20 protein-coding genes are annotated in these 25,864 nt (G+C 58.2%); 5 read left to right on the top strand and 15 right to left on the bottom strand.

Annotated elements, in window-relative coordinates:
* Positions 1 to 160: 160 nt before the first annotated feature.
* The 11 genes from AAEZ06_RS04725 to mtnA all read right to left on the bottom strand — a co-directional run bounded on the left by AAEZ06_RS04725 (position 161) and on the right by mtnA (position 15,056).
* The gene (locus tag AAEZ06_RS04725) at positions 161 to 1,480 is read right to left on the bottom strand and encodes a Wzz/FepE/Etk N-terminal domain-containing protein (protein ID WP_350613019.1); all 1,320 of its coding nucleotides are present in this window, start codon (positions 1,478 to 1,480) and stop codon (positions 161 to 163) included.
* Between the two features lie 384 nt (positions 1,481 to 1,864).
* Entirely contained in the window at positions 1,865 to 2,107 is a 243-nt protein-coding gene (locus tag AAEZ06_RS04720) for a lipopolysaccharide assembly protein LapA domain-containing protein (RefSeq protein WP_350613017.1), read from the bottom strand.
* Positions 2,108 to 2,131: 24 nt separating this feature from the next.
* A complete protein-coding gene (gene ihfB / locus AAEZ06_RS04715; RefSeq protein ID WP_048731065.1) occupies positions 2,132 to 2,428 on the bottom strand; it encodes an integration host factor subunit beta in 297 nt (98 codons plus the stop codon).
* A gap of 329 nt (positions 2,429 to 2,757) precedes the next feature.
* Positions 2,758 to 4,452: a 30S ribosomal protein S1 gene (gene rpsA, locus AAEZ06_RS04710; protein ID WP_133098917.1), complete on the bottom strand. Its 1,695-nt coding sequence runs from the start codon at positions 4,450 to 4,452 to the stop codon at positions 2,758 to 2,760.
* Between the two features lie 121 nt (positions 4,453 to 4,573).
* Entirely contained in the window at positions 4,574 to 5,263 is a 690-nt protein-coding gene (gene cmk / locus AAEZ06_RS04705; RefSeq protein ID WP_149411583.1) for a (d)CMP kinase, read from the bottom strand.
* Complete coding sequence (locus AAEZ06_RS04700; RefSeq protein ID WP_350613428.1) at positions 5,260 to 7,470, bottom strand: bifunctional prephenate dehydrogenase/3-phosphoshikimate 1-carboxyvinyltransferase; 2,211 nt, start codon at positions 7,468 to 7,470, stop codon at positions 5,260 to 5,262. The genes cmk and AAEZ06_RS04700 overlap by 4 nt, the downstream gene beginning before the upstream one ends.
* A 28-nt stretch (positions 7,471 to 7,498) precedes the next feature.
* Complete coding sequence (gene hisC / locus AAEZ06_RS04695; protein WP_350613013.1) at positions 7,499 to 8,611, bottom strand: histidinol-phosphate transaminase; 1,113 nt, start codon at positions 8,609 to 8,611, stop codon at positions 7,499 to 7,501.
* A 9-nt stretch (positions 8,612 to 8,620) separates the two neighbouring features.
* Positions 8,621 to 9,715 (bottom strand): prephenate dehydratase, encoded by a 1,095-nt coding sequence (pheA, locus tag AAEZ06_RS04690; RefSeq protein WP_133098920.1) that lies wholly within the window; start codon positions 9,713 to 9,715, stop codon positions 8,621 to 8,623.
* A complete protein-coding gene (gene serC / locus AAEZ06_RS04685; protein ID WP_133098921.1) occupies positions 9,715 to 10,800 on the bottom strand; it encodes a 3-phosphoserine/phosphohydroxythreonine transaminase in 1,086 nt (361 codons plus the stop codon). The genes pheA and serC overlap by 1 nt, the downstream gene beginning before the upstream one ends.
* Before the next feature lie 213 nt (positions 10,801 to 11,013).
* The gene (gene gyrA, locus AAEZ06_RS04680) at positions 11,014 to 13,677 is read right to left on the bottom strand and encodes a DNA gyrase subunit A (RefSeq protein ID WP_350613010.1); all 2,664 of its coding nucleotides are present in this window, start codon (positions 13,675 to 13,677) and stop codon (positions 11,014 to 11,016) included.
* A gap of 302 nt (positions 13,678 to 13,979) precedes the next feature.
* On the bottom strand, positions 13,980 to 15,056 hold the full coding sequence (mtnA, locus tag AAEZ06_RS04675) for an S-methyl-5-thioribose-1-phosphate isomerase (protein WP_350613008.1): 1,077 nt from the start codon (positions 15,054 to 15,056) through the stop codon (positions 13,980 to 13,982).
* Positions 15,057 to 15,179: 123 nt separating this feature from the next.
* On the opposite strand from mtnA, the gene AAEZ06_RS04670 reads away from it, so the two are divergent.
* The 5 genes from AAEZ06_RS04670 (at position 15,180) to AAEZ06_RS04650 (ending at position 19,986) form a co-directional block, all read left to right on the top strand.
* Positions 15,180 to 16,511, top strand: a complete 1,332-nt coding sequence (locus AAEZ06_RS04670) for a TRZ/ATZ family hydrolase (protein WP_350613006.1) — start codon at positions 15,180 to 15,182, stop codon at positions 16,509 to 16,511.
* Positions 16,512 to 16,571: 60 nt separating this feature from the next.
* The gene (gene ubiG / locus AAEZ06_RS04665) at positions 16,572 to 17,270 is read left to right on the top strand and encodes a bifunctional 2-polyprenyl-6-hydroxyphenol methylase/3-demethylubiquinol 3-O-methyltransferase UbiG (protein ID WP_350613004.1); all 699 of its coding nucleotides are present in this window, start codon (positions 16,572 to 16,574) and stop codon (positions 17,268 to 17,270) included.
* 4 nt (positions 17,271 to 17,274) lie between these two features.
* Positions 17,275 to 17,946 carry an N-acetylmuramic acid 6-phosphate phosphatase MupP gene (mupP, locus tag AAEZ06_RS04660; protein WP_350613002.1) on the top strand — a complete coding sequence of 224 codons (672 nt, stop codon included), beginning with the start codon at positions 17,275 to 17,277 and terminating at the stop codon, positions 17,944 to 17,946.
* Positions 17,947 to 17,980: 34 nt separating this feature from the next.
* Positions 17,981 to 18,721: a YciK family oxidoreductase gene (locus AAEZ06_RS04655; RefSeq protein WP_149411575.1), complete on the top strand. Its 741-nt coding sequence runs from the start codon at positions 17,981 to 17,983 to the stop codon at positions 18,719 to 18,721.
* 338 nt (positions 18,722 to 19,059) lie between these two features.
* The gene (locus AAEZ06_RS04650; protein WP_350612999.1) at positions 19,060 to 19,986 is read left to right on the top strand and encodes a GGDEF domain-containing protein; all 927 of its coding nucleotides are present in this window, start codon (positions 19,060 to 19,062) and stop codon (positions 19,984 to 19,986) included.
* Between the two features lie 21 nt (positions 19,987 to 20,007).
* Here AAEZ06_RS04650 and AAEZ06_RS04645 read toward each other — a convergent pair whose 3' ends face one another.
* From AAEZ06_RS04645 to AAEZ06_RS04630, 4 genes are all read right to left on the bottom strand, one after another.
* Positions 20,008 to 20,766: an iron-containing redox enzyme family protein gene (locus AAEZ06_RS04645; RefSeq protein WP_502948022.1), complete on the bottom strand. Its 759-nt coding sequence runs from the start codon at positions 20,764 to 20,766 to the stop codon at positions 20,008 to 20,010.
* Positions 20,767 to 20,845: 79 nt separating this feature from the next.
* The gene (locus AAEZ06_RS04640) at positions 20,846 to 23,320 is read right to left on the bottom strand and encodes an EAL domain-containing protein (RefSeq protein ID WP_350612996.1); all 2,475 of its coding nucleotides are present in this window, start codon (positions 23,318 to 23,320) and stop codon (positions 20,846 to 20,848) included.
* 95 nt (positions 23,321 to 23,415) lie between these two features.
* The gene (locus tag AAEZ06_RS04635; RefSeq protein WP_350612994.1) at positions 23,416 to 25,236 is read right to left on the bottom strand and encodes an ABC transporter ATP-binding protein; all 1,821 of its coding nucleotides are present in this window, start codon (positions 25,234 to 25,236) and stop codon (positions 23,416 to 23,418) included.
* Entirely contained in the window at positions 25,229 to 25,864 is a 636-nt protein-coding gene (locus AAEZ06_RS04630; protein WP_350612992.1) for a DsbA family protein, read from the bottom strand. The genes AAEZ06_RS04635 and AAEZ06_RS04630 overlap by 8 nt, the downstream gene beginning before the upstream one ends.

Here is a 25,864-nt window from a genome sequence, read left to right as displayed (position 1 = left end):
TTTTTACGCTAAGCCACCGCAAGAGAAAAACTCATAGCAGCACGATTAACGGATTACATAAACCCGCCAATTACTTCGTACGTACGCTCCCCCAACCAGCAGGGGCAAACAGATAATGCCATAAAATCCGGCAAGCAGTGAACGTCTGCACAATGATCACTTACTGTGCGCTGTCAGTCGAGAGCTTTGTTTTCGGGTAAGGATAGAGAACACGCCACTTAGAGCGGGTTCGATTGATTACCAAAGCTAGAACAATGGACAGCAGGGCACCGATTATCAACCCCACAATAATAATCACCAGCCTTTTGGGTTTTATCGGGCTCAGAGGCTCTAATGCCTGCTTATCAATTGCGACGAGCGTCAAGCGGCTCATATCGAGATTCAAATTACGTAACCGCGCTACTTCCGCCCTTAGTGGCTGAACGCCACTAAGAAAAATTTCCTCATTTTCGCGACGATTCAGCACTTCAATCTCCCTATTAGAGAGGAGCAACTGAAGCTCCTTTGCAATTTGTGCGATTCTTCCTTCGGTAAAATCGTCAGACGTACGTTGAACCAACGCTGTCTTTTCAGCGTCTAGAGCATCAATACCCATAAAATACAACGGGATATGTTGGTTGTTTATCTCTGTACGCATCACGCTTTTGGAGCCCGACTGTTGCGCCTCGCCTAGCGAGGAAGGCGTAGCTGGTTTTTTGATGCCCAATGTTCGGGCAATTCCAATTGCCTCGTTCAATTGAGCCATGCGGTCAGCACGAAGATTCTTTAGCTGGGAACGAAGCGCCTTCAGCTCATCCCGCAACTGAGCGCGCCGCAAATTATCAGACTCACGCAAGGAAGCAATTCTTGCCTCCTTGTCGGAGTCGTAACTGGCACGGGCTGCATCGAGTTTTCCTGAAAGCTCATTTAGACGGTTTTTGACGATAATGTCCATATCCGCGGCAATTTTCTGTCGCTCACTTGCAATCGCGTAAGTGACGAAACCGTTAAGAATTGCTACGCCATCCACCCCTTTAGGATAATTCATTTCCAGCTTGATATAAGAACTCAAGGAATCGGCATTTTTGGCAGACGGGAGAATCAGATTGATAGAATCATGATTGAACGCTTCAAAACTCTGCTCTAGAGTCCTTCCGGGCCGCACAAACTCCTGGAAAAGCTTCTGATTCGCTCGGAAGAAGCCCAACCGTGTGTTGTAGGACTCCAAGGCAGCGCCAACTTTTTTAAGAGCCTCGCCTGGAGGAAGCTGGTAGATCTCGGAGCGATTCAATGCATCAAGTTCGTTGATTGCGGCTGGGCGCAACACGCTGCTGACCTGATATTCCGGCGTGACCAGAAAAGCAAACGCGACTGATATAAGGCCAAACACACCAGTACAAAAAGCTATTAATCGCTTCTGTTGCCAAACAGCCTGAAAAAGCGCAACCAGATCGATTTCGTCGGACGGGGGCACCGGGGGCGCATGGAAGTTACTACTCACAACAAAAACCTGCCTTCAAAGAGAAACTGCGGGCTCGTTATGCAGACCATCTTGTGGGTTTCTTGTATTTATAAAATCAGCCTGCAAAACCAAGCGTCGCTGCTGGGCTTTGGGCGCACAAAATGACTGTTATCGAGAACAGGTTGCATTTTGCCATCTCTCCGTCACATTGCAAGCCTTGACAGGCCTGCAAGGCAATTCCTATTTAAATAGGAGTTATCCCTAAGTAAGGGTGCGATGAAGCTGTGATTCGAAAAGAATCCGGTAAAGCAGAAGTAGCGCCATGCTGCCTCAGTCAGATTTTCGGGGAGGGCGTCACATATCAGAGCACGTTATACGCCCTCCCCAGGCGCGACAAACGGTCATCCGTCACGGACACCACCATCAACGCTCCTGCGATACCTGCCTGCGACGACCGCTACGCTTAACCAGCAAACCTAGGACAGGCCCTAAAAGCATCCCAACAATCAAAGCCAACGTAACAAACACCGACACAGGCATCTGCGGCGTACTCCACCCCAAAAACGCCAAAGCAACATCCTGCTGATTTTCCAGCACAAACGCCAGGATCACCAAGGCGACGATCAAGACAGTCAGTACCATGGCAACGCGCTTAACACCGCGCATAAACTTCTCCTATCCCAAAAAAACTCAGACGTCGTCTTCTTCGTCTTCGTTCACTCGATCGCGCAATTCCTTGCCCGGCTTGAAGTGGGGCACGAATTTGCCGTCGAGGCTGACGGACTGGCCGGTTTTTGGGTTGCGACCCACGCGAGGAGCGCGGTAGTGCAACGAGAAGCTGCCAAAGCCGCGGATCTCTATTCGATCGCCAGTGGCGAGGCACTGGGACATTTGCTCAAGCATGGTCTTGATGGCCAGCTCGACATCCTTGGATGAGAGCAGCCCTTGATGGGTGACAATTCGTTCGATCAACTCCGACTTCGTCATATTTTTCCCTTCTTTTTCAAGCAGCTAGGAAAAGCGCTCCGAAGGTTTTAGCATGACCGGAGGAATTTGAACAGCCTGTGCCTTGACTTATCTTGCACAGGCGATGTTGGGAAGTGAGGAACCAGGAACGGACACACCGCAGGCCTTAGCATTCACCGAAAGCCGCTGGCGCTTTTTGCACCAAGACCACAACAGAACAGGAGATCGTAACCTGTAGCGACTCTCAGCGAGCCGAGCATGCCTTACGGCTGCATGACCGCCAGGCAGCTCAAATTTCAGGCACAAAAAAGGGCGACCGAAGTCGCCCTTTTTCTATGGTCGGACAGAACTTAGTTCTGTTTTTCCATTTGTGCACGCAACAGGTCGCCCAGAGTGGTAGGACCAGCAGCAGGCTCAGAGGTAGCTGGCTTATCGCGCAGGCTCTGGATTGCTTCTTTCTCTTCAGCATCGTCTTTCGACTTGATGGAGAGCTGGATTACGCGGCTCTTGCGGTCAACGCTGATGATCTTGGCTTCTACTTCTTCGCCAACTTTCAGAACGTTACGTGCATCTTCGATGCGGTCACGGCTGATTTCGGAGGCTTTCAGAGTCGCTTCGATATCGTCGGCCAGAGTGATGATGGCGCCTTTAGCGTCAACTTCTTTCACGATGCCTTTAACGATTGCGCCTTTATCGTTCTCTTGAACGTACTCGGAGAACGGATCGCTTTCCAGTTGCTTGATACCCAGGGAGATGCGCTCGCGCTCTGGGTCAACCGACAGGATAACGGTGTCCAGCTCGTCGCCCTTCTTGAAGCGACGAACAGCTTCTTCGCCCACTTCGTTCCAGGAGATGTCGGACAGGTGAACCAGGCCGTCGATGCCGCCGTCCAGACCAATGAAGATACCGAAATCGGTGATCGACTTGATGGTGCCGGAGATTTTATCGCCCTTGTTGAACTGGCCAGAGAAATCTTCCCATGGGTTAGATTTGCACTGTTTGATGCCCAGGGAGATACGACGACGCTCTTCGTCGATGTCCAGAACCATAACTTCCACTTCGTCGCCGACTTGTACGACTTTCGAAGGATGGATGTTCTTGTTGGTCCAGTCCATTTCGGAAACGTGTACCAGGCCTTCCACGCCTTCTTCCAGCTCAGCGAAGCAGCCGTAGTCGGTCAGGTTGGTAACACGCGCGGTAACGCGAGTGCTTTCTGGGTAACGAGCCTTGATAGCGACCCATGGATCTTCGCCCAGCTGCTTCAAGCCCAGGGAGACACGGTTGCGCTCACGATCGTACTTCAGAACCTTTACATCGATCTCGTCGCCAACGTTGACGATTTCGGAAGGATGCTTGATACGCTTCCAAGCCATGTCGGTAATGTGCAGCAGGCCATCGACGCCACCCAGATCGACGAATGCGCCGTAATCGGTGAGGTTTTTGACGATACCTTTGACTTGCTGGCCTTCCTGCAGGGATTCGAGCAGAGCTTCACGCTCAGCCGAGTTCTCTGCTTCGAGGACGCTGCGACGGGAAACGACAACGTTGTTGCGTTTCTGGTCGAGCTTGATGACCTTGAACTCGAGCTCTTTGCCTTCCAAGTGCGTGGTGTCGCGCACAGGACGAACGTCAACCAAAGAACCTGGCAGGAACGCACGGATGCCGTTAACGTCGACAGTGAAGCCGCCTTTAACCTTACCGTTGATAACGCCCTTGACCACTTCTTCAGCTGCGAAGGCTGCTTCCAGAACAATCCAGCATTCAGCGCGCTTGGCTTTTTCACGGGACAGCTTGGTTTCACCGAAGCCGTCTTCAACCGAGTCCAGCGCAACGTGAACTTCGTCACCGACATTGATAGTCAGATCGCCAGCGTCGTTGTAGAACTGCTCAAGCGGGATGAGTGCTTCAGACTTCAGACCAGCGTGAACGGTTACCCAGCGAGCTTGGTAATCGATATCAACGATAACACCGGTGATGATGGAGCCAGCCTGAAGGTTCAGGGTTTTTAGGCTTTCTTCAAAGAGTTCCGCAAAGCTTTCGCTCATTTTAATTCCTGTTGATAAGGGCGAAGAAGACGCCCATCTGCCACACCCCAGACGGTGTGGGTTACGTTCATATAAGAGAAGAATGGCAGGACTAAGACTGGTCCCCTGCGCTCCTTCTAAGTCACCCGGTGATATCGCGAATAGCGATTTCACTCAAGATGCGTTCCAGTACCTGCTCGATGGACAACTCCGTGGAATCCAGCTGTATAGCGTCAGCCGCCGGCTTAAGCGGGGCTACCGCGCGCTGGGTATCACGCTCATCGCGTGCACGAATCTCATCTAGCAGACTCGACAGACTAACACCATCGACTTTGCCCTTCAACTGCAAGTAACGACGACGAGCTCGTTCCTCGGCGCTGGCGGTCAGAAAAATCTTCAGCGGCGCCTCGGGAAACACCACTGTGCCCATGTCGCGACCATCGGCCACCAGGCCCGGCGGCTCCTGAAATGCCCGCTGGCGCTGCAGCAACGCGTCGCGTACCGCCGGCAACACGGCTACCTGGGAAGCCCAGGCGCCGACCTGTTCGTTACGCAGATCATCGGTCACATCATCCCCTTCCAGGATAATGCGTTGCGGATGACCTTCCGTCGCCCCGAGGAACTGCACGTCGAGGTGAGCCGCCAGCAGCTTGAGGGATTCTTCGTTGGTCAGGTCGACACCATGGTTGCGCGCTGCAAATGCCAGCAGGCGATACAACGCCCCGGAATCCAGCAGGCACCAGCCCAGGCGCTTGGCCAGGATGCCGGCGATAGTGCCTTTGCCCGAGCCACTTGGCCCGTCGATGGTAATCACCGGTGCTTTGATATTCACAATTGAGCCTCTTGGGCAACACGAATGCCGACTTGGGCACACAGTGTAAGAAAATTCGGAAAAGATGTAGCTACATTGGCGCAGTCATGGATACGGATCGGCGCCGCCGCTCGAAGGGAGGCCACGCTGAATGCCATGGCGATCCGATGATCGCCATGAGCGTGCACTTCACCACCACCTATCTGGCCGCCATCAATGATAATCCCATCAGGTGTCGGTTCACACTTCACGCCCAGCGCCAGCAGACCGTCGGCCATGGCCTGAATACGATCTGACTCCTTGACCCGCAACTCTGCCGCACCGCGCAGGACAGTTCGACCTTCGGCACACGCAGCGGCAACAAGCAGCACAGGGAATTCGTCGATAGCCAGCGGAACCAGCGCCTCGGGAATCTCGATCCCTCTCAGCGAAGCCGCTCGAACATGCAAGTCAGCTACCGGCTCGCCACCCACTTCCCGCTGGTTTTCCAGGGTGATATCGGCGCCCATCAGACGCAGGATGTCGATTACTCCGGTACGGGTCGGATTGACGCCCACATGCTCAAGCACCAACTCGGAGCCTGTCGCGATCGAAGCTGCCACCAGGAAAAACGCTGAAGACGAGATATCGCCCGGCACTTCGATATGAGCAGCGGTCAGTACATGCCCTGATTCAACCGAAGCCGTAGCCCCCTCGACATTCACCGGATAGCCGAAGCCACGCAACATCCGCTCGGTATGGTCACGGGTCGGAGCAGGCTCAGTGATTGAAGTTTTACCTTGGGCATACAACCCGGCCAGCAACAGGCAGGATTTAACCTGGGCACTGGCCATTGGCAGCGTATAGGTAAGCCCCTTGAGTGCCTGACCACCGCGAATGGTCAACGGCGGCCGTCCATCAGCAGACGTCTCAATGACTGCACCCATTTCCCGCAAAGGCTTGGCCACACGACTCATCGGCCGCTTGGACAGCGACGCATCACCGGTCAAGACGCTGTCAAAACTCTGCGCCGCCAGCAAACCGGACAACAAGCGCATGGAAGTGCCTGAGTTACCCAGATAGATAGGGCCTGGCGCCGGCTTCAGGCCGTGCAAACCAACACCATGAATAGTCACGCGCCCATGGTGCGGACCTTCGATCACTACCCCCATGTCGCGAAAAGCCTGCAAGGTCGCCAGGGCATCTTCGCCCTCCAGAAAACCCTCGACCTCGGTAATACCCTCCGCCAGCGAGCCCAACATGATCGAGCGATGGGAGATCGATTTATCACCCGGCACACGGACCCGCCCGCTCAGCCGACCACCAGGGCTGGCGATGAAAACCATGTCATCGGCATTTACAGCGGCGTCCATATAAGCCCGGCGAGCCAGAATCTTGCTGAAATGCTCCCGCGCCACCCGCGCACGGGTGAACACGCCCAACAACTGATGCCCATCTCCGGCATCGACCGCGTCGCGCAAGGCATCGAGATCGCTACGGAAGGTATCCAGGGTGCGCAAAACCGCATCGCGATTGGCGAGGAAGATGTCGTGCCACATCACCGGATCACTGCCGGCGATCCGGGTAAAGTCGCGGAAGCCTCCGGCTGCGTAACGGAAAATCTCAAGGTTTTCGTTGCGTTTGGCCAGCGAATCCACCAGGCCAAACGCCAGCAAGTGCGGTAAATGGCTGGTCGCCGCCAACACTTCATCGTGGCGCTCGACCTGCATATGCTCGACATCCGCCCCCAGCTCACGCCAAAGCCGGTCGACCACCGCCAATGCCGTCGGATCGGTTTCATCCAGCGGCGTCAGAATCACTTTATGTCGACGAAACAGCTGCGCATTGGACGCCTCTACCCCGCTCTGCTCGGAGCCGGCAATCGGATGCCCGGGAACAAACCGCGCCGGCATACCACCAAAGGCCAGCCGCGCCGCACGCACCACATTGCCCTTGGCGCTGCCGACGTCGGTCAGAATCGCCTGCCCCAGGTCCATGCCAGCCAACAACGCCAACATCTTCTCCATGGCCAGTATCGGCACTGCCAACTGAATGACATCAGCGCCCTGACAGGCCACCGCCAGATCCTCCTCGCAGCGATCCACCACACCCAACTCAACCGCTAACTTGCGCGATTGCGGGTCCAGGTCCACACCGACCACTTCGCCGCACAGGCCGCTTTCACGCAGCCCCTTGGCGAAGGAGCCGCCGATCAATCCCAGACCGACCACCACCAGGCGACCGACCATAGGCACAGCAGGTTGCAATGCAGTGACATCAACCACGAGCCAGAACCTTGGCCAACGCCTCAAGGAAGCGGCTGTTTTCAGCCGGCAAACCAATAGTGATGCGCAGGTGGTTCGGCATGCCGTAGTTGGCCACCGGACGCACGATCACGCCCTCGCGCAACAAGCCCTGGAACACCGGCGCAGCCACTTGGCCGAGATCGACGCAAATGAAGTTGCCCTTGGAAGGAATCCAACCCAGGCCCAACTCGCGAAAGCCTTCTTGCAACTGACGCATGCCGCTTTCGTTGATGAGGCGACCTTCAGCCAGGTAATCAGCGTCCTGCAGCGCCGCACATGCCGCCGCCAAGGCGAGGCTGTTGACGTTGAATGGCTGGCGCACACGGTTCAGTACATCGGCGACAACGGCGGTGGATAACCCATAACCGACCCGCAACGACGCCAGGCCGTAAGCCTTGGAGAAGGTCCGCGAGACCAGCAGGTTCGGATAAACCGCGAGGAAGTCCAGGCCGTCCGGCAGGTCACTGCCTTCGGCGTACTCGATATAGGCTTCGTCCAGGACGACCAGCACGTGCTCCGGTACGTCTTGCAGGAAATCGTCCAGCGCCTCGGCGCCGAACCAGGTGCCGGTCGGGTTATTCGGGTTGGCGATAAACACCACACGGGTCTGGCCATCGATAGCCGCCAACATGGCCGACAAGTCATGCCCCCAGTCCTTGGCCGGAATCACCCGCGCCTCGGCACCTACGGCCTGGGTAACGATCGGATACACGGCGAAGGCGTGCTCACTGAACACCGCATTCAAGCCAGGCGCCAGATAAGCGCGCGCTACCAGCTCAAGAATGTCGTTGGAACCATTGCCTAGAGTGACTTGATTGAGCTCCACCCGGCAGCTTTCAGCCAGCAGGGACTTGAGGGCAAAACCATTACCGTCAGGGTAACGGGTCAACTCCGCCAGCTCTTCACGAATCGCCGCCAATACCTTGGGACTTGGACCCAGCGGGTTTTCGTTACTGGCCAGCTTGACGATGTTCGCCGGGTCCAGATTCAACTCACGCGCCAACTCGTCCACAGGCTTGCCCGGAACATAAGGCGACAGTTGTTGCACGCCCGGCTGTGCCAGGGCGAGGAAGTTGCCACTCATGTTAAAGCCTCACAAAATCGCTTTCGGGTAAGAGCCCAGCACCTTGAGTGCTACGGCCTCTTGACTGATTTTCTCCAGCACACTCTTGACCAGTGGGTCGCGGTGGTGGCCGACGAAGTCGATAAAGAACACATACGTCCATTTACCGCTGCGCGAAGGACGAGTCTCGATTCGCGTCAGGTCAATCCCGTTGTCGTGGAACGGCACCAGCAGCTCATGGAGCGCGCCGGGCTTGTTGCTCATGGAGACGATGATCGAAGTCTTGTCGTCGCCGGTAGGCGGCACTTCCTGGCTGCCGATCATCAAAAAGCGCGTGGAGTTATCCGGGCGATCCTCGATTTTCTCGGCCAGGCGCGTTAACCCGTAGAGGCCGGCCGCCATATCGCCGGCAATCGCCGCCGAATTCCACTCACCCTTGACCCGCTTCGCCGCTTCGGCGTTGCTGGACACCGCCACGCGCTCGACATTCGGGTAATGGGCGTCCAGCCACTTGCGGCACTGGGCCAGGGACTGGGCGTGGGAGTAGATGCGACTGATGCTGTCGGTCTTGGTATTTTCACCCACCAGCAGGTGATGGTGGATGCGCAACTCGACTTCGCCGCAGATCACCATGTCGTGCTCAAGGAAGCTGTCGAGGGTGTGATTGACCGCGCCTTCGGTGGAGTTTTCCACCGGCACCACGCCAAAGTTCACCGCCCCGGCTGCCACTTCACGGAACACTTCGTCGATCGCCGCCATCGGCTTGCTGATCACTGCATGGCCGAAATGCTTCATGGCTGCTGCCTGGGTGAAGGTGCCTTCGGGGCCAAGGTAAGCCACCTTCAGCGGCTGCTCAAGGGCCAGGCACGAGGACATGATTTCACGGAACAGCCGCGCCATCTCTTCGTTGCCCAACGGCCCCTGGTTACGCTCCATCACGCGCTTGAGCACCTGGGCTTCACGCTCAGGACGGTAAAAAACCGGTACTTCGCCTTCAGCCAGGGAGGCCATTTTCACCCGTGCAACTTCCTGGGCGCACCGCGCGCGCTCACTGATCAGCTCCAGGACTTTCTCGTCCAGGCTGTCAATGCGCACGCGCAGGGCCTTGAGTTCTTGCTCAGACATTAGCCGTGTTCCTTTTCGAACTCTGCCATGTAGGCCACCAGCGCGTTGACGGCGTTGATGTCGACAGCGTTATAGATGGAGGCGCGCATGCCACCCACCGAGCGATGGCCCTTGAGATTCAGCAGGCCACGCGCCTCGGCACCGACCAGGAACGGCTTGTCCAGGCGATCATCAGCCAGGCGGAACGGCACGTTCATCCACGAGCGGTCTGGGATGTTGATCGGGTTGCTGTACAGGCCGCTGGCGTCAATAAAGTCGTACAGCGTGCGCTTCTTCTCTTCGTTGAGCTTGCCCATGGCGGCGACACCGCCCTGCTCTTTCAGCCATTCAAATACCAGGCCGGAGAGGTACCACGCCAGAGTCGGCGGGGTGTTGTACATCGAGCCGTTGTCGGCCGCGACCTTGTAGTTGAGCATGGTCGGGCACAGCGAACGGGCATGACCCAGCAGGTCTTCACGGACGATGTTGACCAGGATACCGCTCGGGCCGATGTTCTTCTGGGCGCCGGCGTAGATCATGCCGAAGCGGGAGATATCCATAGGGCGCGAGAGAATGTCCGACGACATGTCGCACACCAGCGGAACATCACCGACCTCTGGAACCCAATCGAATTCCAGGCCGCCAATGGTCTCGTTCTGCACGTAGTGCACGTAGGCCGCGTCCTTGGTGAGCTTCCACTCGTTCTGACCAGGAATGGCGAAGTAATCGTAAGGCTTGGCGGTACCCGCCACGTTGATGTTGCCGTAGCGCGACGCTTCTTCAATGGCTTTCTGCGACCAGATACCGGTGTCGATATAGTCCGCGGTGCCGTCTTCCGGCAGCAGGTTCAGTGGCAATTGGGCAAATTGCTGACTGGCGCCGCCCTGGAGAAACAGCACTTTGTAGTTTGAAGGGATGTCCAGCAGGTCGCGCAGATCCTGCTCGGCCTTGGTGGCAATGGACACGAACTCATCGCTGCGATGGCTCATTTCCATCACAGAGAGGCCTTTACCATGCCAGTCGAGGAGTTCACCCTGCGCGCGCTGCAGGACTGCTTCAGGAAGCGCCGCGGGACCGGCACAGAAGTTATAGGCTCTCTTGCTCACATCCAATCTCGCTCTGATCTGGTGGGACTGAAATCAAATACTGTAGGCGCGAGCTTGCTCGCGAAAAACCCGAGAGCGCAAGGGGCGCCAGGCATCCCGCGTTATCGTTGACGATCTTCGCGAGCAAGTTCGCTCCTACAGGGGGGAGGCGTTCTGTTTCATAAAGGACAAACAACAAGGGGGCGAATCTTCATCCGCCCCCTGCTTGTCCGCTTATTGCTGCGGTTCTTCTTCGTCTGCGCCAGCGTCGAGTGGTTGCTCGTCGACGCTGTCATCAGCGCCTGCGATCACCTCGTCCGGCAACTCAACCCCTTCTTCACCTTCCAGCTCTTCGCCTTCAACTTCAGATGGCTCCTGGACACGCTCCAGGCCAACCAGGGTTTCGTCGCTGGCCAGCTTGATCAAGGTCACGCCCTGGGTGTTACGACCCAGGCTCGACACTTCACCAACACGGGTACGCACCAAGGTGCCCTGGTCAGAAATCAGCATGATTTCCTCGCCGTCGAGCACCTGGACTGCACCGACCAGACGGCCGTTGCGATCGTTGCTGACCATGGCGATAACGCCCTGACCGCCACGCTTGTACTCAGGGAACTCGCTGATGGCGGTACGCTTGCCGTAACCACGGGCCGATGCAGTAAGAATCTGGCTGCCTTCTTCCGGGATCAGCATGGAAATCAGCTTCTGCCCTTCTGGCAGGCGCATGCCGCGCACACCGCGGGCGGTACGGCCCATGGCGCGAACGTCGGATTCCTTGAAGCGGGTAACCTTGCCGCCGTCGGAGAACAGCATGACTTCACGCTCGCCGTCGGTGATGGCCGCAGAAATCAGCACGTCGCCTTCGTCCAGCTCCAGGGCGATCAGGCCCACGCTGCGTTGACGACTGAAGGATTCCAGCGGGGTCTTCTTCACGGTACCGCCAGCGGTGGCCATGAAGATGTAGTGACCTTCGGTGTACTCGTCGACCGGCAGCATGGTGGTGATGTATTCACCGTCACCCAGCGGCAACAGGTTGACCAGCGGACGTCCACGGGCAGCGCGGGACGCTTCCGGGATTTCGTAGGTTTTCAGCCAGTACACCTTGCCCTTGCTGGAGAACAGCAACAGCGTGGTGTGGCTGTTGGCGACCAGCAGGTGAGCGATGTAGTCCTCATCCTTGACGCCGGTAGCCGATTTGCCTTTACCACCACGACGCTGGGCCTGGTACGCAGCCAGCGGCTGGGTCTTGGCGTAGCCACCGTGGGAAATGGTCACGACGCGCTCTTCTTCCGGGATCATGTCACCCAGGGTCAGGTCGAGACGGGCATCGAGGATTTCGGTGCGACGCACATCGCCGTATTCGGCGCGGATCACTTCCAGCTCTTCGCGGATCACTTCCATCAGGCGCTCGGCGCTGTTGAGGATGCGGATCAGCTCGCCGATCTGGTTGAGAATCTCCTGGTACTCGGCCAGCAGCTTTTCGTGTTCCAGACCGGTCAGGCGGTGCAGGCGCAGGTCCAGAATGGCCTGGGCCTGTTCCGGGGACAGGTAGTACTTGCCTTCGCGAAGGCCGTATTGCGGGTCCAGGGTCTGCGGACGGCAGGAGTCGGCGCCGGCACGCTCAACCATCGCCACAACGGCGCTGGATGCCCACGGCATCTTGATCAGCGCTTCCTTGGCTTCCGAGGGGGTCGGCGAAGCCTTGATCAGGGCGATGACCGGATCGATGTTCGACAGGGCAACCGCCTGGCCTTCAAGGATGTGCCCACGTTCACGGGCCTTGCGCAGTTCGAATACGGTACGACGGGTTACGACTTCACGACGGTGACGCACGAAGGCTTCCAGCAGATCCTTGAGGTTAAGGATCCGTGGGCGGCCATCGATCAGCGCAACGACGTTGATACCAAACACACTTTGCAGCTGGGTCTGGGCGTAGAGGTTGTTGAGGATCACCTCTGGCACTTCGCCACGACGCAGCTCGATCACGACGCGCATACCGTCCTTGTCGGACTCGTCGCGCAGCTCGGTGATACCTTCAAGCTTCTTCTCTTTAACCAGCTCGGCGATCTTCTCGATCAGACGCGCCTTGTTCAACTGGTAAGGGAGTTCGGTGATGACGATCTGCTGACGGCCACCGACCTTGTCGATGTCTTCGATCATCGAGCGGGCCCGCATGTAAATGCGACCGCGACCGGTTCGGTAGGCTTCGACGATGCCGGCGCGACCGTTGATGATCGCTGCCGTCGGGAAGTCAGGGCCCGGGATATATTGCATCAACTCATCGATGGTCAACTCAGGGTTGTCGATGAGGGCCAGGCAACCGTCGATGACTTCACCGAGGTTGTGTGGCGGAATGTTGGTGGCCATGCCCACGGCGATACCGCTGGAGCCGTTGACCAACAGGTTGGGAATACGGGTCGGCATGACCGCGGGGATCATTTCGGTGCCGTCGTAGTTCGGCACCCAGTCCACGGTTTCTTTGTGCAGGTCAGCCAGCAGTTCGTGCGCCAGCTTGGTCATGCGCACTTCGGTGTATCGCATGGCTGCGGCGTTGTCGCCGTCGACCGAACCGAAGTTACCCTGGCCGTCTACCAGCAGGTAGCGCAGGGAAAATGGCTGGGCCATCCGAACGATGGTGTCGTACACCGCAGTGTCGCCGTGAGGGTGATACTTACCGATCACGTCACCGACAACACGGGCAGATTTCTTGTACGGCTTGTTCCAGTCGTTACCCAGCTCGCTCATCGCGAACAGCACACGCCGGTGCACGGGCTTCAAGCCATCGCGCGCATCAGGCAGTGCCCGACCGACAATTACGCTCATCGCGTAGTCGAGGTAGGACTGTTTCAGCTCGTCTTCGATATTGACCGGGAGGATTTCTTTGGCCAGTTCGCCCATGAGAAGCCTGATTCCTTTTTCGGGTGAAACCTCGTCACATCCATATAGGACGAACGAAGCTCGCCGCCGCCGGCATGGTGCCTGACAACGACTTACGACAAATCAACGAGTTATGACACGGATCTGCGCAGTAAAGACCACCCCTTGGGGTGACCCTGGAAACCGCCGAATGTTATCACAATCGCCGCCACGCACCTATCCCCCTGATGCGCATGGAGCATAGTAAGTTGATGGATGACAGGCTTGAGGGCGACGAGAGGGGCTCAGAGGTAGATTCAGGCGAAATTTGAAGGCAGATAGACTCAATGCAGCCGCTTGCGACACATCAACAGGGCCATCTTCGCCGTATCCGGCCGCTCGACGATGCCCTTTTCCGTGACGATGACATCGATCAGGTCAGCCGGCGTCACATCAAATACCGGATTGAATACATCCACATCAGCGCCGAGCCGCTGCCCACCCACTTCCAGCAATTCATGGCCATCTCGCTCTTCAATCGGGATGTCTTCACCACTGGCCAGGCTCATATCAATGGTGGAGCTGGGCGCCACCACCATAAAACGCACACCATGGTGCATGGCACACAAGGCCAACTGATAAGTGCCGATCTTGCTCGCCACATCGCCATTGGCGGTAATGCGATCAGCGCCGACAATCACCCAGGTCACGCCCTTGGTCTTGAGGATGTGCGCGGCGGCAGAATCGGCATTCAGCGTGACAGGAATACCCTCAATGGCCAATTCCCAAGCGGTCAGCCGCGAACCCTGCAGCCATGGCCGGGTTTCGTCGGCGTAGACCCGCTCGACCATGCCTTCCAGAAATGCCCCACGAATCACCCCAAGGGCGGTGCCAAAACCGCCAGTCGCCAATGCCCCGGCGTTGCAGTGAGTGAGAAACGCCTGGGCATTGCCCTGGTGCTTGCGGATCAGGTCGACCCCCAATTGCGCCATGGTCAGGTTGGCTTCGCGATCGCTCTCATGAATGGCGATGGCTTCAGCCTCCAGCGCCAATAGCGGGTCGGCATGTTCCTTGAGGCGATCCAGGCGGTCGCGCATGCGACTCAAGGCCCAGAACAGATTCACTGCCGTGGGACGGGAATCGGCCAGCAGAGCGAAATCTTCTTCCCACGCTGCCTGCCAGTCACCGCCCTCGGCGATGCGGGCCCGGGCTGCCAGCACCATGCCATAGGCAGCGCTGATACCGATGGCCGGTGCGCCACGCACCACCATAGAGCGAATCGCCTCGGCCACACCGGTCGCGCTGGTGTAGGCAATCCAGGTTTCCTCGAACGGCAAAATGCGTTGATCGAGCAGATACAGTGTGCCATCACGCCAGTCGATGGCCTTCACCTTCTCCGCAGCCAACAGTCGATCGCGCATCCCTCACCCCGCACTCATGAACAAAAGCCGCCGATTATAGCGATCCGCCAGCCAAGACGCTCGGGTATACTTCGCCCCTCTTTATAACAGCCTTGCCTATCACAACTCGGGAAGACGCCATCGATGACGCCAACTGCTGCCCCGCTCGACTTGTTGCTGCTGCCAACCTGGCTGGTACCTGTCGAACCCGCAGGCGTGGTACTCAAGGAGCACGGCCTGGGCATCCGCGACGGACGTATTGCGTTTGTCGGCCCACGGTCGATGGCACTGAAACTGGCCGCCACTGAAGTCCGTGAACTGCCGGGCATGCTACTCAGTCCAGGCCTGGTCAACGCTCACGGCCACGCGGCGATGAGCCTGTTTCGCGGCCTGGCAGACGACTTGCCGCTGATGACCTGGCTGGAAAAGCACATCTGGCCCGCCGAAGCCAAATGGGTCGACGAGGCCTTCGTGCGCGACGGCACCGATCTGGCTATCGCCGAGCAAATCAAGGGCGGTATCAGTTGCTTCTCAGACATGTATTTTTTCCCGAAAGTCGCCAGCGAGCGGGTCCACAACAGCGGCATCCGCGCGCAGATTGCCGTCCCGATCCTCGACTTCCCGATTCCCGGCGCCAGCGATGCCGACGAGGCCATTCGCCAGGCTGTCGAACTGTTCGGCGACCTTAAGCATCACCCGCGGATCAAGATCACCTTCGGGCCTCATGCGCCGTACACCGTCAGCGATGAAAACCTGGAAAAAATCCGGATAATTGCCGAGGAGCTGGACGCCGCAATCCATATGCATGTGCATGAAACCGCCTTTGAAGTGCAGCAGTCGATGGAGCACCTCGGTGAGCGCCCACTGGCCCGCCTTGCCCGCCTGGGGTTGCTTGGGCCGCGCTTCCAGGCTGTTCACATGACCCAAATCAGCGATGACGACCTGGCTTTGCTGGTAGAAAGTAACAGCAGCGTCATCCACTGCCCGGAATCGAACCTGAAACTGGCCAGTGGCTTCTGCCCGGTGGAGCGTTTGTGGCAGGCTGGTGTCAATGTAGCAATCGGCACCGACGGCGCCGCCAGCAATAATGACCTGGACCTGCTGGGCGAAACCCGTACCGCCGCCCTGCTGGCCAAAGCTGTTGCCGGCTCGGCCACCGCCCTGGATGCCCATCGCGCCTTGCGCATGGCTACTCTAAACGGCGCCCGGGCGATGGGCCTGGAAAGCGAAGTCGGCTCACTGGAGGTCGGCAAGGCCGCGGACATCGTGGCGTTCGACCTCTCGGGCCTGGCACAACAACCGATCTACGACCCCGTCTCGCAGCTTATATATGCCACTGGACGCGATTGCGTGAAACACCTTTGGGTCGCCGGCAAGCAATTGCTAGACGACCGGCAACTGACCCGCATGGATGAACAACAGCTGTGCGCCACGGCCATTGCCTGGGGCCAACGCATCAGCGGACACACCGAATAACGCCGGCCCTGAGCCTGTTCAGGGCCGGCAACTGTTTTGTCAGATTTTAGAGGATGCCCCATGAGTAACGTCGACCACGCTGAAATCGCCAAATTCGAGGCCCTGGCCCATCGCTGGTGGGACCGCGAAAGCGAGTTCAAGCCCCTGCACGATATCAACCCGCTGCGGGTCAACTGGATCGACGAACGCGTCAACCTGGCTGGCAAGAAAATCCTGGATGTCGGTTGCGGCGGCGGAATTCTCAGCGAAGCCATGGCACTGCGCGGCGCCACTGTAATGGGCATAGACATGGGCGAAGCACCGCTGGCCGTGGCCCAACTGCACCAACTGGAGTCCGGCGTCAGCGTAGAGTACCGGCAGATCACCGCCGAAGATCTGGCCGAGGAAATGCCTGAGCAGTTCGACGTGGTCACCTGCCTGGAAATGCTGGAGCACGTTCCTGATCCTTCGTCGGTGATCCGCGCCTGCTTTCGCATGGTCAAGCCGGGTGGCCAGGTGTTTTTCTCCACCATCAACCGCAATCCCAAGGCCTACCTGTTCGCGATCATCGGCGCCGAATACATCATGAAGCTGCTGCCTCGCGGCACCCACGACTTCAAGAAATTCATCCGTCCTTCAGAGCTGGGAGCCTGGAGCCGCCAGGCCGGGCTGACCGTCAAGGACATCATCGGCCTGACCTACAACCCACTGACCAAGCACTACAAGCTGGCCAGCGACGTTGACGTCAACTACATGATCCAGACCCTGCGAGAGGAATAAGCCGATGAAGTTGCGAGCGGTTCTTTTCGACATGGACGGTACCCTGCTGGACACCGCGCCGGACTTTATCGCCATCTGCCAGGCCATGCGCGCCGACCGCGGGCTGGCGCCGATTGCCGACCAGCATATTCGTGATGAAATTTCCGGCGGCGCCCGGGCCATGGTCGCCGTGACCTTTTCCATGGACCCGCAATCCCCAGGTTTTGAAGAACTGCGTCTGGAGTTCCTGGAGCGCTACCTCAAAGGTTGCGCGATCCACAGCAAACTGTTCGACGGCATGGCTGAACTGCTGGCGGAGATTGAAAAATCCAAGCTGATCTGGGGCGTGGTCACCAACAAGCCACTGCGCTTCGCCGAGCCGATCATGGAGCAGTTGGGGCTGGCTCAGCGCTCAGCGCTACTGATCTGCCCGGACCATGTGACGAACAGCAAACCGGACCCTGAGCCGCTGATCCTGGCCTGCAAGATGCTCGACCTGGACCCGGCCAGCGTGTTGTTCGTCGGTGATGACTTGCGGGATATCGAGTCGGGGCGCGACGCCGGCACCCGAACCGCGGCCGTGACCTACGGCTATATTCATCCCGATGACAATCCACGCCACTGGGGCGCCGATGTGGTGGTGGATCATCCGCTGGAGCTGCGCAAGGTGCTGGATAACGCGCTTTGCAGCTGCTGATTACGCTCCTACAAGAATTCTGTTGAGGTTGTTTATGTTTGATTACTGCGCACGCCCAGAACTGCTCAAAGACCGCGTCATCCTGATAACCGGTGCCGGTCGCGGGATTGGCGCGGCGGCGGCGAAAACCTACGCTGCTCACGGCGCTACCGTGCTGTTGCTGGGCAAGACCGAAGCCAACCTGACCCAGGTCTACGATGAAATCGAAGCCGCCGGCCACCCACAGCCAGTGGTGATTCCGTTCAACCTGGAAACCGCCCTGCCCCATCAATACGATGAGTTGGCGGCGATGATCGAAAACGAATTCGGCCACCTCGACGGCCTGCTGCACAACGCCTCGATCATCGGCCCGCGCACGCCAATCGAACAGCTGTCGGGCGAAAACTTCATGCGGGTGATGCACGTCAACGTCAATGCGATGTTCATGCTCACCGCCACCCTGCTACCACTGCTCAAGCTGTCCCTGGACGCGTCGGTGGTGTTCACCTCCAGCAGCGTTGGCCGCAAGGGCCGTGCTTATTGGGGCGCTTATGGGGTGTCGAAATTCGCCACCGAAGGCCTGATGCAAACCCTGGCCGACGAGGTCGACACTGTGGCCCCCGTGCGCGCCAACAGCATCAACCCCGGCGCCACTCGCACCAGCATGCGCGCCCAGGCCTACCCTGGAGAAAACCCGAGCAACAACCCGACGCCTGAAGACATCATGCCGGTGTACCTGTACCTGATGGGTCCGGACAGTACTGGCATCAATGGACAGGCGTTCGACGCACAATAAGCCTCATCCCCACGGGTGCAGGAGACGGTTCGCTGGCGCCTGCAACCCTTTCGTCAATAAACCGTCTTTTGCTTGTTGCCTGCTCCTGCTACCAACCGCTTGAATCAAAACGATTTTTTATAAGCTGAACGAAATGGCACGAATTTCGCTCCAATCTGTTTCAAACAGGTTGTGCCCCGACAAGATGTACGGCATGGGAGCAGGGGTTATAACCCCCGGCAAAGCGGACTAGACTGTTACTCATGTTTTACGCAACTGAGGGAACAGTCAGTCGCTGGGCAATCACTGCTCTCATCCAGCCTGTAAGACAGCGTTATGTGCTTAGAGGCCATCAGCTTATGAAAACACCGACCCAGACCAACGCAATTGACTTCGACAGTGAAAAATTGCAACGCCTGGGCTTTGGTCAGCCTTCCCTCCTAGCCCAACGCCCCACCACCATTGCTCAGCTTCGCCAGCAACTGAACCTGCAATTGCAGACCAGCCTGGAACCAGAGCGCATTCTTGGCCTGTTCTTTCGGGAAATTCAGAGGCTGGTGCCACTGGATGCCCTGCAATATCGTCACGAAACCAGCGACCTGCGCCTGGAGTACGGCCAGCGCGGCCATCACTCGGTGAGCTACACCCTGAGCCATCAGGGCGAGCATCTCGGGGAACTGGTATTTCGACGCAACCAGCGTTTCACGGAAGAGGAGCTGGGCAACCTGGAGTCGCTGCTGGCAACGCTGCTCTTCCCCATGCGTAACGCCCTGCTGTATCGCGCTGCAACCCGCAGCGCCCTGCGTGATCCGCTGACCGAAACCGGTAACCGCATCGCCATGGACCAGACCCTGCAGCGGGAAATCGATATGGCCCGCAGGCACTTGCATCCGCTGTCATTGCTGATGCTGGACATCGATCACTTCAAGCTTATCAATGACAGCCACGGCCACGCCGCTGGCGACAAGGTACTCAAGGCTGTTGCGGCCTCGATCAAGAGTCAGTTGCGCAATGTCGACATGGTGTTTCGTTTTGGCGGGGAAGAGTTTCTGATCCTGCTGTCCAATACCGGCCGGGATGCTGCGGCCATGGTCGGCGAGCGACTGCGTCAGGCGGCGCAGGCCCAGGATTACTGGGCGCAAACAACGCGTATCGAATTGACAGTAAGCCTGGGTTGCTCGACCTTGTTGGCGGGAGAGTCCGCCGAGAGCCTGTTGCGCCGGGCGGACAATGCCTTGTATGTGGCCAAGCGCGAAGGCCGCAACCGCCTGGCAATGGCGGGGTAAGCGCTACCCCGCCATTGCGTGTCAGGCTTCGCTGGTGGCCAGCGCCTGACGCTCGCGGGCAATGGGTGCTTTCTCCAGCTGCATGCAACGCTCCAGGAACAGGTGCATATAGTCGTAGCTCTTGCACACGGCCTGGCGCAACTCAACCTGCAAGGCCTTGCTCGGGCTCATCCCGGCCAGGGTGCAGATGATTTCCAGCGCCTCCCAAGGGTGAGCGTCATCGTACTGGGCATGCATCTTCAGCCATTTCATTGCACGTTTACGATCCTCCTCGGGGAAGGCCGTCGCGTAGACACCTGTCGAGCACACCAGCGCAGACCACTCCCCAGTGGCACCTTCGATGGCATAGTTGGTGGCAGCAATGGCAACAATAAGCGAATCGGCCGAACTGGTGTGCCAGCACCAATGACTCAGTGCGTGCAGCTCAGGCGGCACGTTCTGCGCTTGCAACTCTTCCAGGCTGACACCATGGGCACGCGCCCAGTGCACCCAATAATCGGCGTGATTCAGTTCCACGCGAATATTGCGCATCAGCCAGCGCCGCGCCATATCTTCACCAGGATGACGGGCAAATTTGGTCTTGGTGAGGTTTTGTGCCATGTACAACGCAAACTGTTCAACCACCGGCCACCCACCAATCAGGTAGTGACGCATGGTCTTGGCACTGAGCTTGTTATCACGCATACGCTGGTACAGTTCGTGTTCGACAACCCGGCGCTTGCTCTCGCTACAGTCTTGGATCAATTGCTGAGCCCAGGCTGGGTAACTTGAGGCTTCCATAAGCGGGCCGGTTCTGTTGAATGTATCGATCACTGTCGGGCTCCTTTTGATTTGTGATGTATACAGACCAGCGAATGTTTCAGCGGAACGTGCCGGGCGCCTTGAATAACAGAGGCTGCGGTCGCACAGGTCGACACTGCAAACTGTCAAAGGTAAACAATTGCGGACGCTCAATCAGGTAGCCCTGAGCGTAGTCCACACCAATCTCAAGCAAGGCTTGTTCGATTTGCGGTGTCTCGACAAATTCGGCAATTGTGCATTTACCCATGACATGACCGATGTGATTGATCACTTCGACCATAGCGCGGTTAATCGGGTCGTCCAGCATATCCTTTACGAAACTTCCATCGATCTTCAGGAAGTCTACAGGCAAATGTTTAAGATAAGCGAATGAGGACATTCCGGCGCAGAAGTCATCCAGGGAAAAGTGACAACCTAACTCTTTGAGTTCATTAATAAAACGAATTGCACTTCCGAGATTTGAAATAGCACTGGTCTCAGTAATTTCAAAACAAATCATTTGTGGAGGAATGCTGTAAGCCTTGAACTTCTCACGTAAAAAGCCCAAAAAGTCTTCATCACCAATGGTTATGCCTGACAGATTGATCGCACACATGGCCATGGGCCGGCCTGGGCGCTCGATCATGCACTTGGCAATGACCCTGAACACATTCTCCACCACCCAACGGTCCAGCGAAGTCATCAGGCCATAGCGTTCGGCGGCAGGAATAAAGCTGTTGGGCAAGATGATCCGACCGGCCTCATCATGCAGGCGCAGCAGGATCTCAATATGGCCATCGCCAGGATCGGTACGACCGAGCGGCGCGATCTCCTGGGCATACAGGCAAAAACGGTCTTCCTCAAGCGCCATGTGCAAGCGCTGCACCCACGCCATCTCGCCAAAACGCAGGGACAACTCCGAGTCATCGGCATGATAGACCTGCACCCGGTTACGGCCCTTCTCCTTGGCCATGTAGCAGGCCATATCCGCAGCCCGCAGTGACGTCTCAAGGGTGGTAGGGGTTTGCGAGATGTGCACCAGGCCGATGCTGATAGTGGTGACAAAAGGTCGCCCCTTCCAGACAAAGTGCAGGTTTTGCACGGTATGGCGCAGGCTTTCGGCGATCTTCTCGGCCACTGCTGCCGGGCAGTTCTCCAGCAAAATGCCAAACTCATCGCCACCCAGGCGAGCCAGCGTGTCGCCCTCGCGCAGGTCGGATTGCAACAACGCACAGATATGCCGCAACAACTCATCCCCTGCGGCGTGACCACAGGTGTCGTTGACCAGCTTGAACTGATCCAGATCGAGAAACATCAAGGCATGCCGCCCCGTTTGCTGGCGTCCCACACTGTGCAGCACCTGCTCCAGGCGGTATTCGAACTCACGGCGGTTGGCCAGCCCGGTCAAGGCGTCATGAGTCGCCTGCCAGGACAGATTGGCAATGTATTGGCGCTCCTGAGTCATGTCGTGCAGCACCAGCACCGCGCCGCTGACCTTGCCGGCGCTGCGGATAGGCGCGCCCACCAGGGTCACGGAAACCGTGCTGCCGTCCAGGCGCTGGATCAGTTTTGAATGTTCGCTGCCGCCACTGAGTTGGCCACCAAGAATGTGTTCGATCGGGGTAAAGCCATCGGACTGGGCATTTTCATCCAGCAGGTTGAACAACGCTCCCAAGGGCAAACCCTGAGCCTGGGCGGCCCTCCAGTGCGTCAGCGACTCCGCTGCCGGGTTCATGTAGGCGATGGCACCGTCGACATCGGTGGTGATAACGGCGTCACCGATGGATTCAAGGGTGACCTGGGCCCGCTCCTTCTCGGCCTCCAAAGCGTCGGCAAACGCATGGCGCTGGGCCAGCAGCTTACGGGTGCGCAACAGCGCCAGGGCGATGAGCCCCAATGTCGTGGCCAGGTTGGTGACCAACAGCAAGCGCAGAATTGCCCGCGAGCCTTCACCCAAGGCATCGCTGAAAGCCTTGGCGGCCGGCGTCACCCCTTCGTTGATGGCAATGATGCGTTCTTTCCAGCCCCGGATATCATCACTGCTCGCCTGATTGGCAATGATTGCCCGGTGCATCTCCTGCGCAAGGTCATCCAGTTGCACCAGGTAACCATCGCCTATGGTCCACAGTTCGATGGCTTTTTCCAGGTAACTGAAATGGCGGAAGTTGAGGTACAGCCAGATCAGGCTCGACACGTCGTCGGGATGGTTTCCACCCTTGAGAATGCCCTGGCGTGCCCCGGTCAGGTCCGGGCTGGAGCGGTCAAGGGCGACCCGCAGCTCATGGCCTCCCTGAGGCACGGCAATGGCGTTCTGGTATTTGAGGAAGGTGGCTTGATCGCGGTTGTCGGCGTACAGGGTCAGGTAATAGATGGCGTCTTTCTGGCCCTTGGACCACAGGCTTTCGCCAGCCACATAGCCCCGCACTGCCGAAAGCATGTAGAGACTGACACAACCTAACAATGTCTGGAGCAGCACAACCGCGATAAAGGGCCAGACGATGCCCAGCAACCGTGGCGTTCCGAGAGTCACTCCGAGAGTCCGCTTTTGCTTCATGAGGTCCCTTGCACCAGCACAGGCGAGTGAAAACCGCTCCTAACAGCACAGCCTAGGCTAAATTCGATGACTTCGAATGAATGTCCGGAAACGATTTAGCGCACTTGTTGCAAGTGTCCATACAGTTTGGCGTAAAGACCACCGTCGGCAATCAGTTGTTGGTGGTCGCCGTCTTCGGCGATATGCCCGCCGTCGAATACCAGCACCCTATCAGCCTGTTTCACCGCCGACAAACGGTGAGCAATGATCAGTGTAGTACGGCCACTGAGAAACCGCGCCAGCGCCTGATGCAGGTTGTACTCGGTCGCCGCATCCAGGGCAGACGTGGCTTCGTCGAGGATCACCACTTTCGGTTCCGCCAGGACCATCCGCGCAATGGCCAGCCGCTGACGCTGGCCACCAGAGAATCGCACCCCGGAACGCCCCACCACACTGTCCAGGCCCAGGGGCAATGCCTTGACCGTCGCATCCAGCTGGGCAATTTCAAGGGCCTGCCAGCACGCTTGATCGCTGCGCTCACGGCCCATGGTCAGGTTGGCACGCACAGTGTCATTGAACAGCGCCGGGTGCTGCAGCACTACGGCGACATTCTCCCGAATGGTCGCAAGGCCTATCTCCTGCTGGGTCGAGCCACCAAAACGAATACTGCCCGACTGCGGCGTATAGAGCCCCAGTAACAGTTGCACCAGGGTACTTTTACCGCCGCCACTGGCACCAACAATGGCCACTTTTTCACCCGGCGCGATCACCAGATTCAGCTGATCCAGCACCAAGTCCTCGCCATAGCCGAAGTTCAGGCCGCGCACCTCGATGCCCACGGTTTCACGCCCCACAAACGGGTCATCGCCGCCGGCATATTGCGGCTCGTCGGCGCGAGCCAGCAGTTCGTTGATGCGTGTCAGCGCCCCACCCGCCGCGTAGTAAGCGTATTGCAGGTTCAGCAGTTGTTCCACCGGGCCGATCATGAACCACAGATAGCTGAACACCGCGAGCATCTGGCCGATGGACAGGTCGGAAAACAGCACGGTAAGCATCGCCGCCGCACGGAAGATGTCGATGCCGAACTGAAACAGCAACCCACTGGCGCGGCTGGACGCATCGCTTTTCCACTGGGAGTTGACCGCAAAATCCCGCACTTCCTGGGCACGCTGACCCAGGCGCCCGAGGAAAAACCCCTGGCGGTTGCCGGCGCGCACTTCCTGAATGGCATCGAGGGTTTCGGTAAGGGCCTGGGTAAACCGCGAGGTGCTGTCGTTTTCCAGCTTTTTCAGGTACTTGACCCGCTTGCCCAACTGCACCGTGGCGTAGATCACCAACGGGTTGAACAACAGGATCAACAGCGCCAGCTTCCAATGCATCCACATCAGTATCCCGGAAGTGCCCACCAGGGTCAGCATGGCCACCAGGAACCGGCTCAGGGTCTCGCCGACAAACTTGTCCACCGTATCAAGGTCGGTGACCAGGTGGGTGGTGACGGTGCCGCTGCCCAGGCTTTCGTACTCGCTGAGGGAAATGCGTTTGAGCCGTTCGATCAGCCGTACGCGAATTCGGTAAACGATGTCCTTGGCCAACCGCGCAAACAAACGCGCCTGCACTACGTTGAACACCAGGGCGCCGCAGCGCAGCAACAGTGTCACCAGCAGCATCAGGCCGATATAACCGGCAGCTTGCTGCCAGCCCGATGGCAGCGCATGGTTCATCACCTTCAACGCTGCGTCGCCATGGCCCAGCAAGACTTCGTCCACCAACAGCGGCAACAATAAGGGAATCGGCACGCTGCACAGGGTTGCCAAGACGGCAACGCCGTTGGCGGTCCACAAGGATTTCTTGTGATGCAGGGCCAAGCGACGGACTTGCGCCCAGGTCAGCCGATCCACTCGTTCGGATTGCTCAGTATCGTCGGGCTGATCATGCACAGGCGGCGCGCTCCAGCCAGCGACCGAGCAATGGCGACAGATCGGACAGCGGCTGGTAGCCATTGGTGAGCAAGGCCAACTGGCCGTTTCGTTCAGCCAGCAAGGTGGGAAAACCGGAGATGCCCAGGTCCAGGACCCAGGTAAAATCGGCAGCCGTGGCAGCATGCTGTTCGGCACGATCAAAGGCTTCGGCAAATTCGATACGCGGCACACCAGCGGTCTCGGCCAGCTCCACCAGCACGTTGGCGCGGGTGACGTCGCGGCCTTCGACATAAAATGCCTGCTGGATCAGCCCCAGCAAGGTCCAGGCGCAATCCGGCGCCAGGCTGCGAGCCGTGACCAGGGCGCGACAGGCCGGCTCGGTATCGTAGACAAAACCGTCGGGCAAGGCACCGTCCAGCATGAACGGCTGGCCGGTGGCTTCAGCTACTGCCTGCCAATGCTCCAGGATATAGCGCCGAGTGGTTGGCTCCAGCGACGCGCCACTGCCGGTGCGCAAACCGCCCACCACCAGGTGCAACTCCACGCCGGCGGCATGGGCCTGCTCAACCAGTGCCTTGGCCACCGGGGCAAAGCCCCAGCACCAGGAGCACATCGGATCCATTACATAGAGCAGGCGCGCGGACAT

Source organism: Pseudomonas sp. HY7a-MNA-CIBAN-0227, from assembly GCF_040310325.1.
In the GTDB taxonomy this organism is placed as follows: domain Bacteria; phylum Pseudomonadota; class Gammaproteobacteria; order Pseudomonadales; family Pseudomonadaceae; genus Aquipseudomonas.
The sequence above is the reverse complement of the archived record's forward strand: the minus strand, read 5'-3'. Positions and strand labels throughout refer to the sequence as shown.

Coding starts and splice junctions, on each gene's coding strand:
- AAEZ06_RS04720 (WP_350613017.1), bottom strand. CDS start 2,107: ATGCGCGGTGTTAAGCGCGTTGCCATGGTACTGACTGTCTTGATCGTC.
- ihfB (WP_048731065.1), bottom strand. CDS start 2,428: ATGACGAAGTCGGAGTTGATCGAACGAATTGTCACCCATCAAGGGCTG.
- rpsA (WP_133098917.1), bottom strand. CDS start 4,452: ATGAGCGAAAGCTTTGCGGAACTCTTTGAAGAAAGCCTAAAAACCCTG.
- AAEZ06_RS04700 (WP_350613428.1), bottom strand. CDS start 7,470: ATGGTCGGTCGCCTGGTGGTGGTCGGTCTGGGATTGATCGGCGGCTCC.
- hisC (WP_350613013.1), bottom strand. CDS start 8,611: ATGAGTGGCAACTTCCTCGCCCTGGCACAGCCGGGCGTGCAACAACTG.
- pheA (WP_133098920.1), bottom strand. CDS start 9,715: ATGTCTGAGCAAGAACTCAAGGCCCTGCGCGTGCGCATTGACAGCCTG.
- gyrA (WP_350613010.1), bottom strand. CDS start 13,677: ATGGGCGAACTGGCCAAAGAAATCCTCCCGGTCAATATCGAAGACGAG.
- mtnA (WP_350613008.1), bottom strand. CDS start 15,056: ATGCGCGATCGACTGTTGGCTGCGGAGAAGGTGAAGGCCATCGACTGG.
- AAEZ06_RS04670 (WP_350613006.1), top strand. CDS start 15,180: ATGACGCCAACTGCTGCCCCGCTCGACTTGTTGCTGCTGCCAACCTGG.
- ubiG (WP_350613004.1), top strand. CDS start 16,572: ATGAGTAACGTCGACCACGCTGAAATCGCCAAATTCGAGGCCCTGGCC.
- mupP (WP_350613002.1), top strand. CDS start 17,275: ATGAAGTTGCGAGCGGTTCTTTTCGACATGGACGGTACCCTGCTGGAC.
- AAEZ06_RS04655 (WP_149411575.1), top strand. CDS start 17,981: ATGTTTGATTACTGCGCACGCCCAGAACTGCTCAAAGACCGCGTCATC.
- AAEZ06_RS04650 (WP_350612999.1), top strand. CDS start 19,060: ATGAAAACACCGACCCAGACCAACGCAATTGACTTCGACAGTGAAAAA.
- AAEZ06_RS04645 (WP_502948022.1), bottom strand. CDS start 20,766: ATGGAAGCCTCAAGTTACCCAGCCTGGGCTCAGCAATTGATCCAAGAC.
- AAEZ06_RS04640 (WP_350612996.1), bottom strand. CDS start 23,320: ATGAAGCAAAAGCGGACTCTCGGAGTGACTCTCGGAACGCCACGGTTG.
- AAEZ06_RS04630 (WP_350612992.1), bottom strand. CDS start 25,864: ATGTCCGCGCGCCTGCTCTATGTAATGGATCCGATGTGCTCCTGGTGC.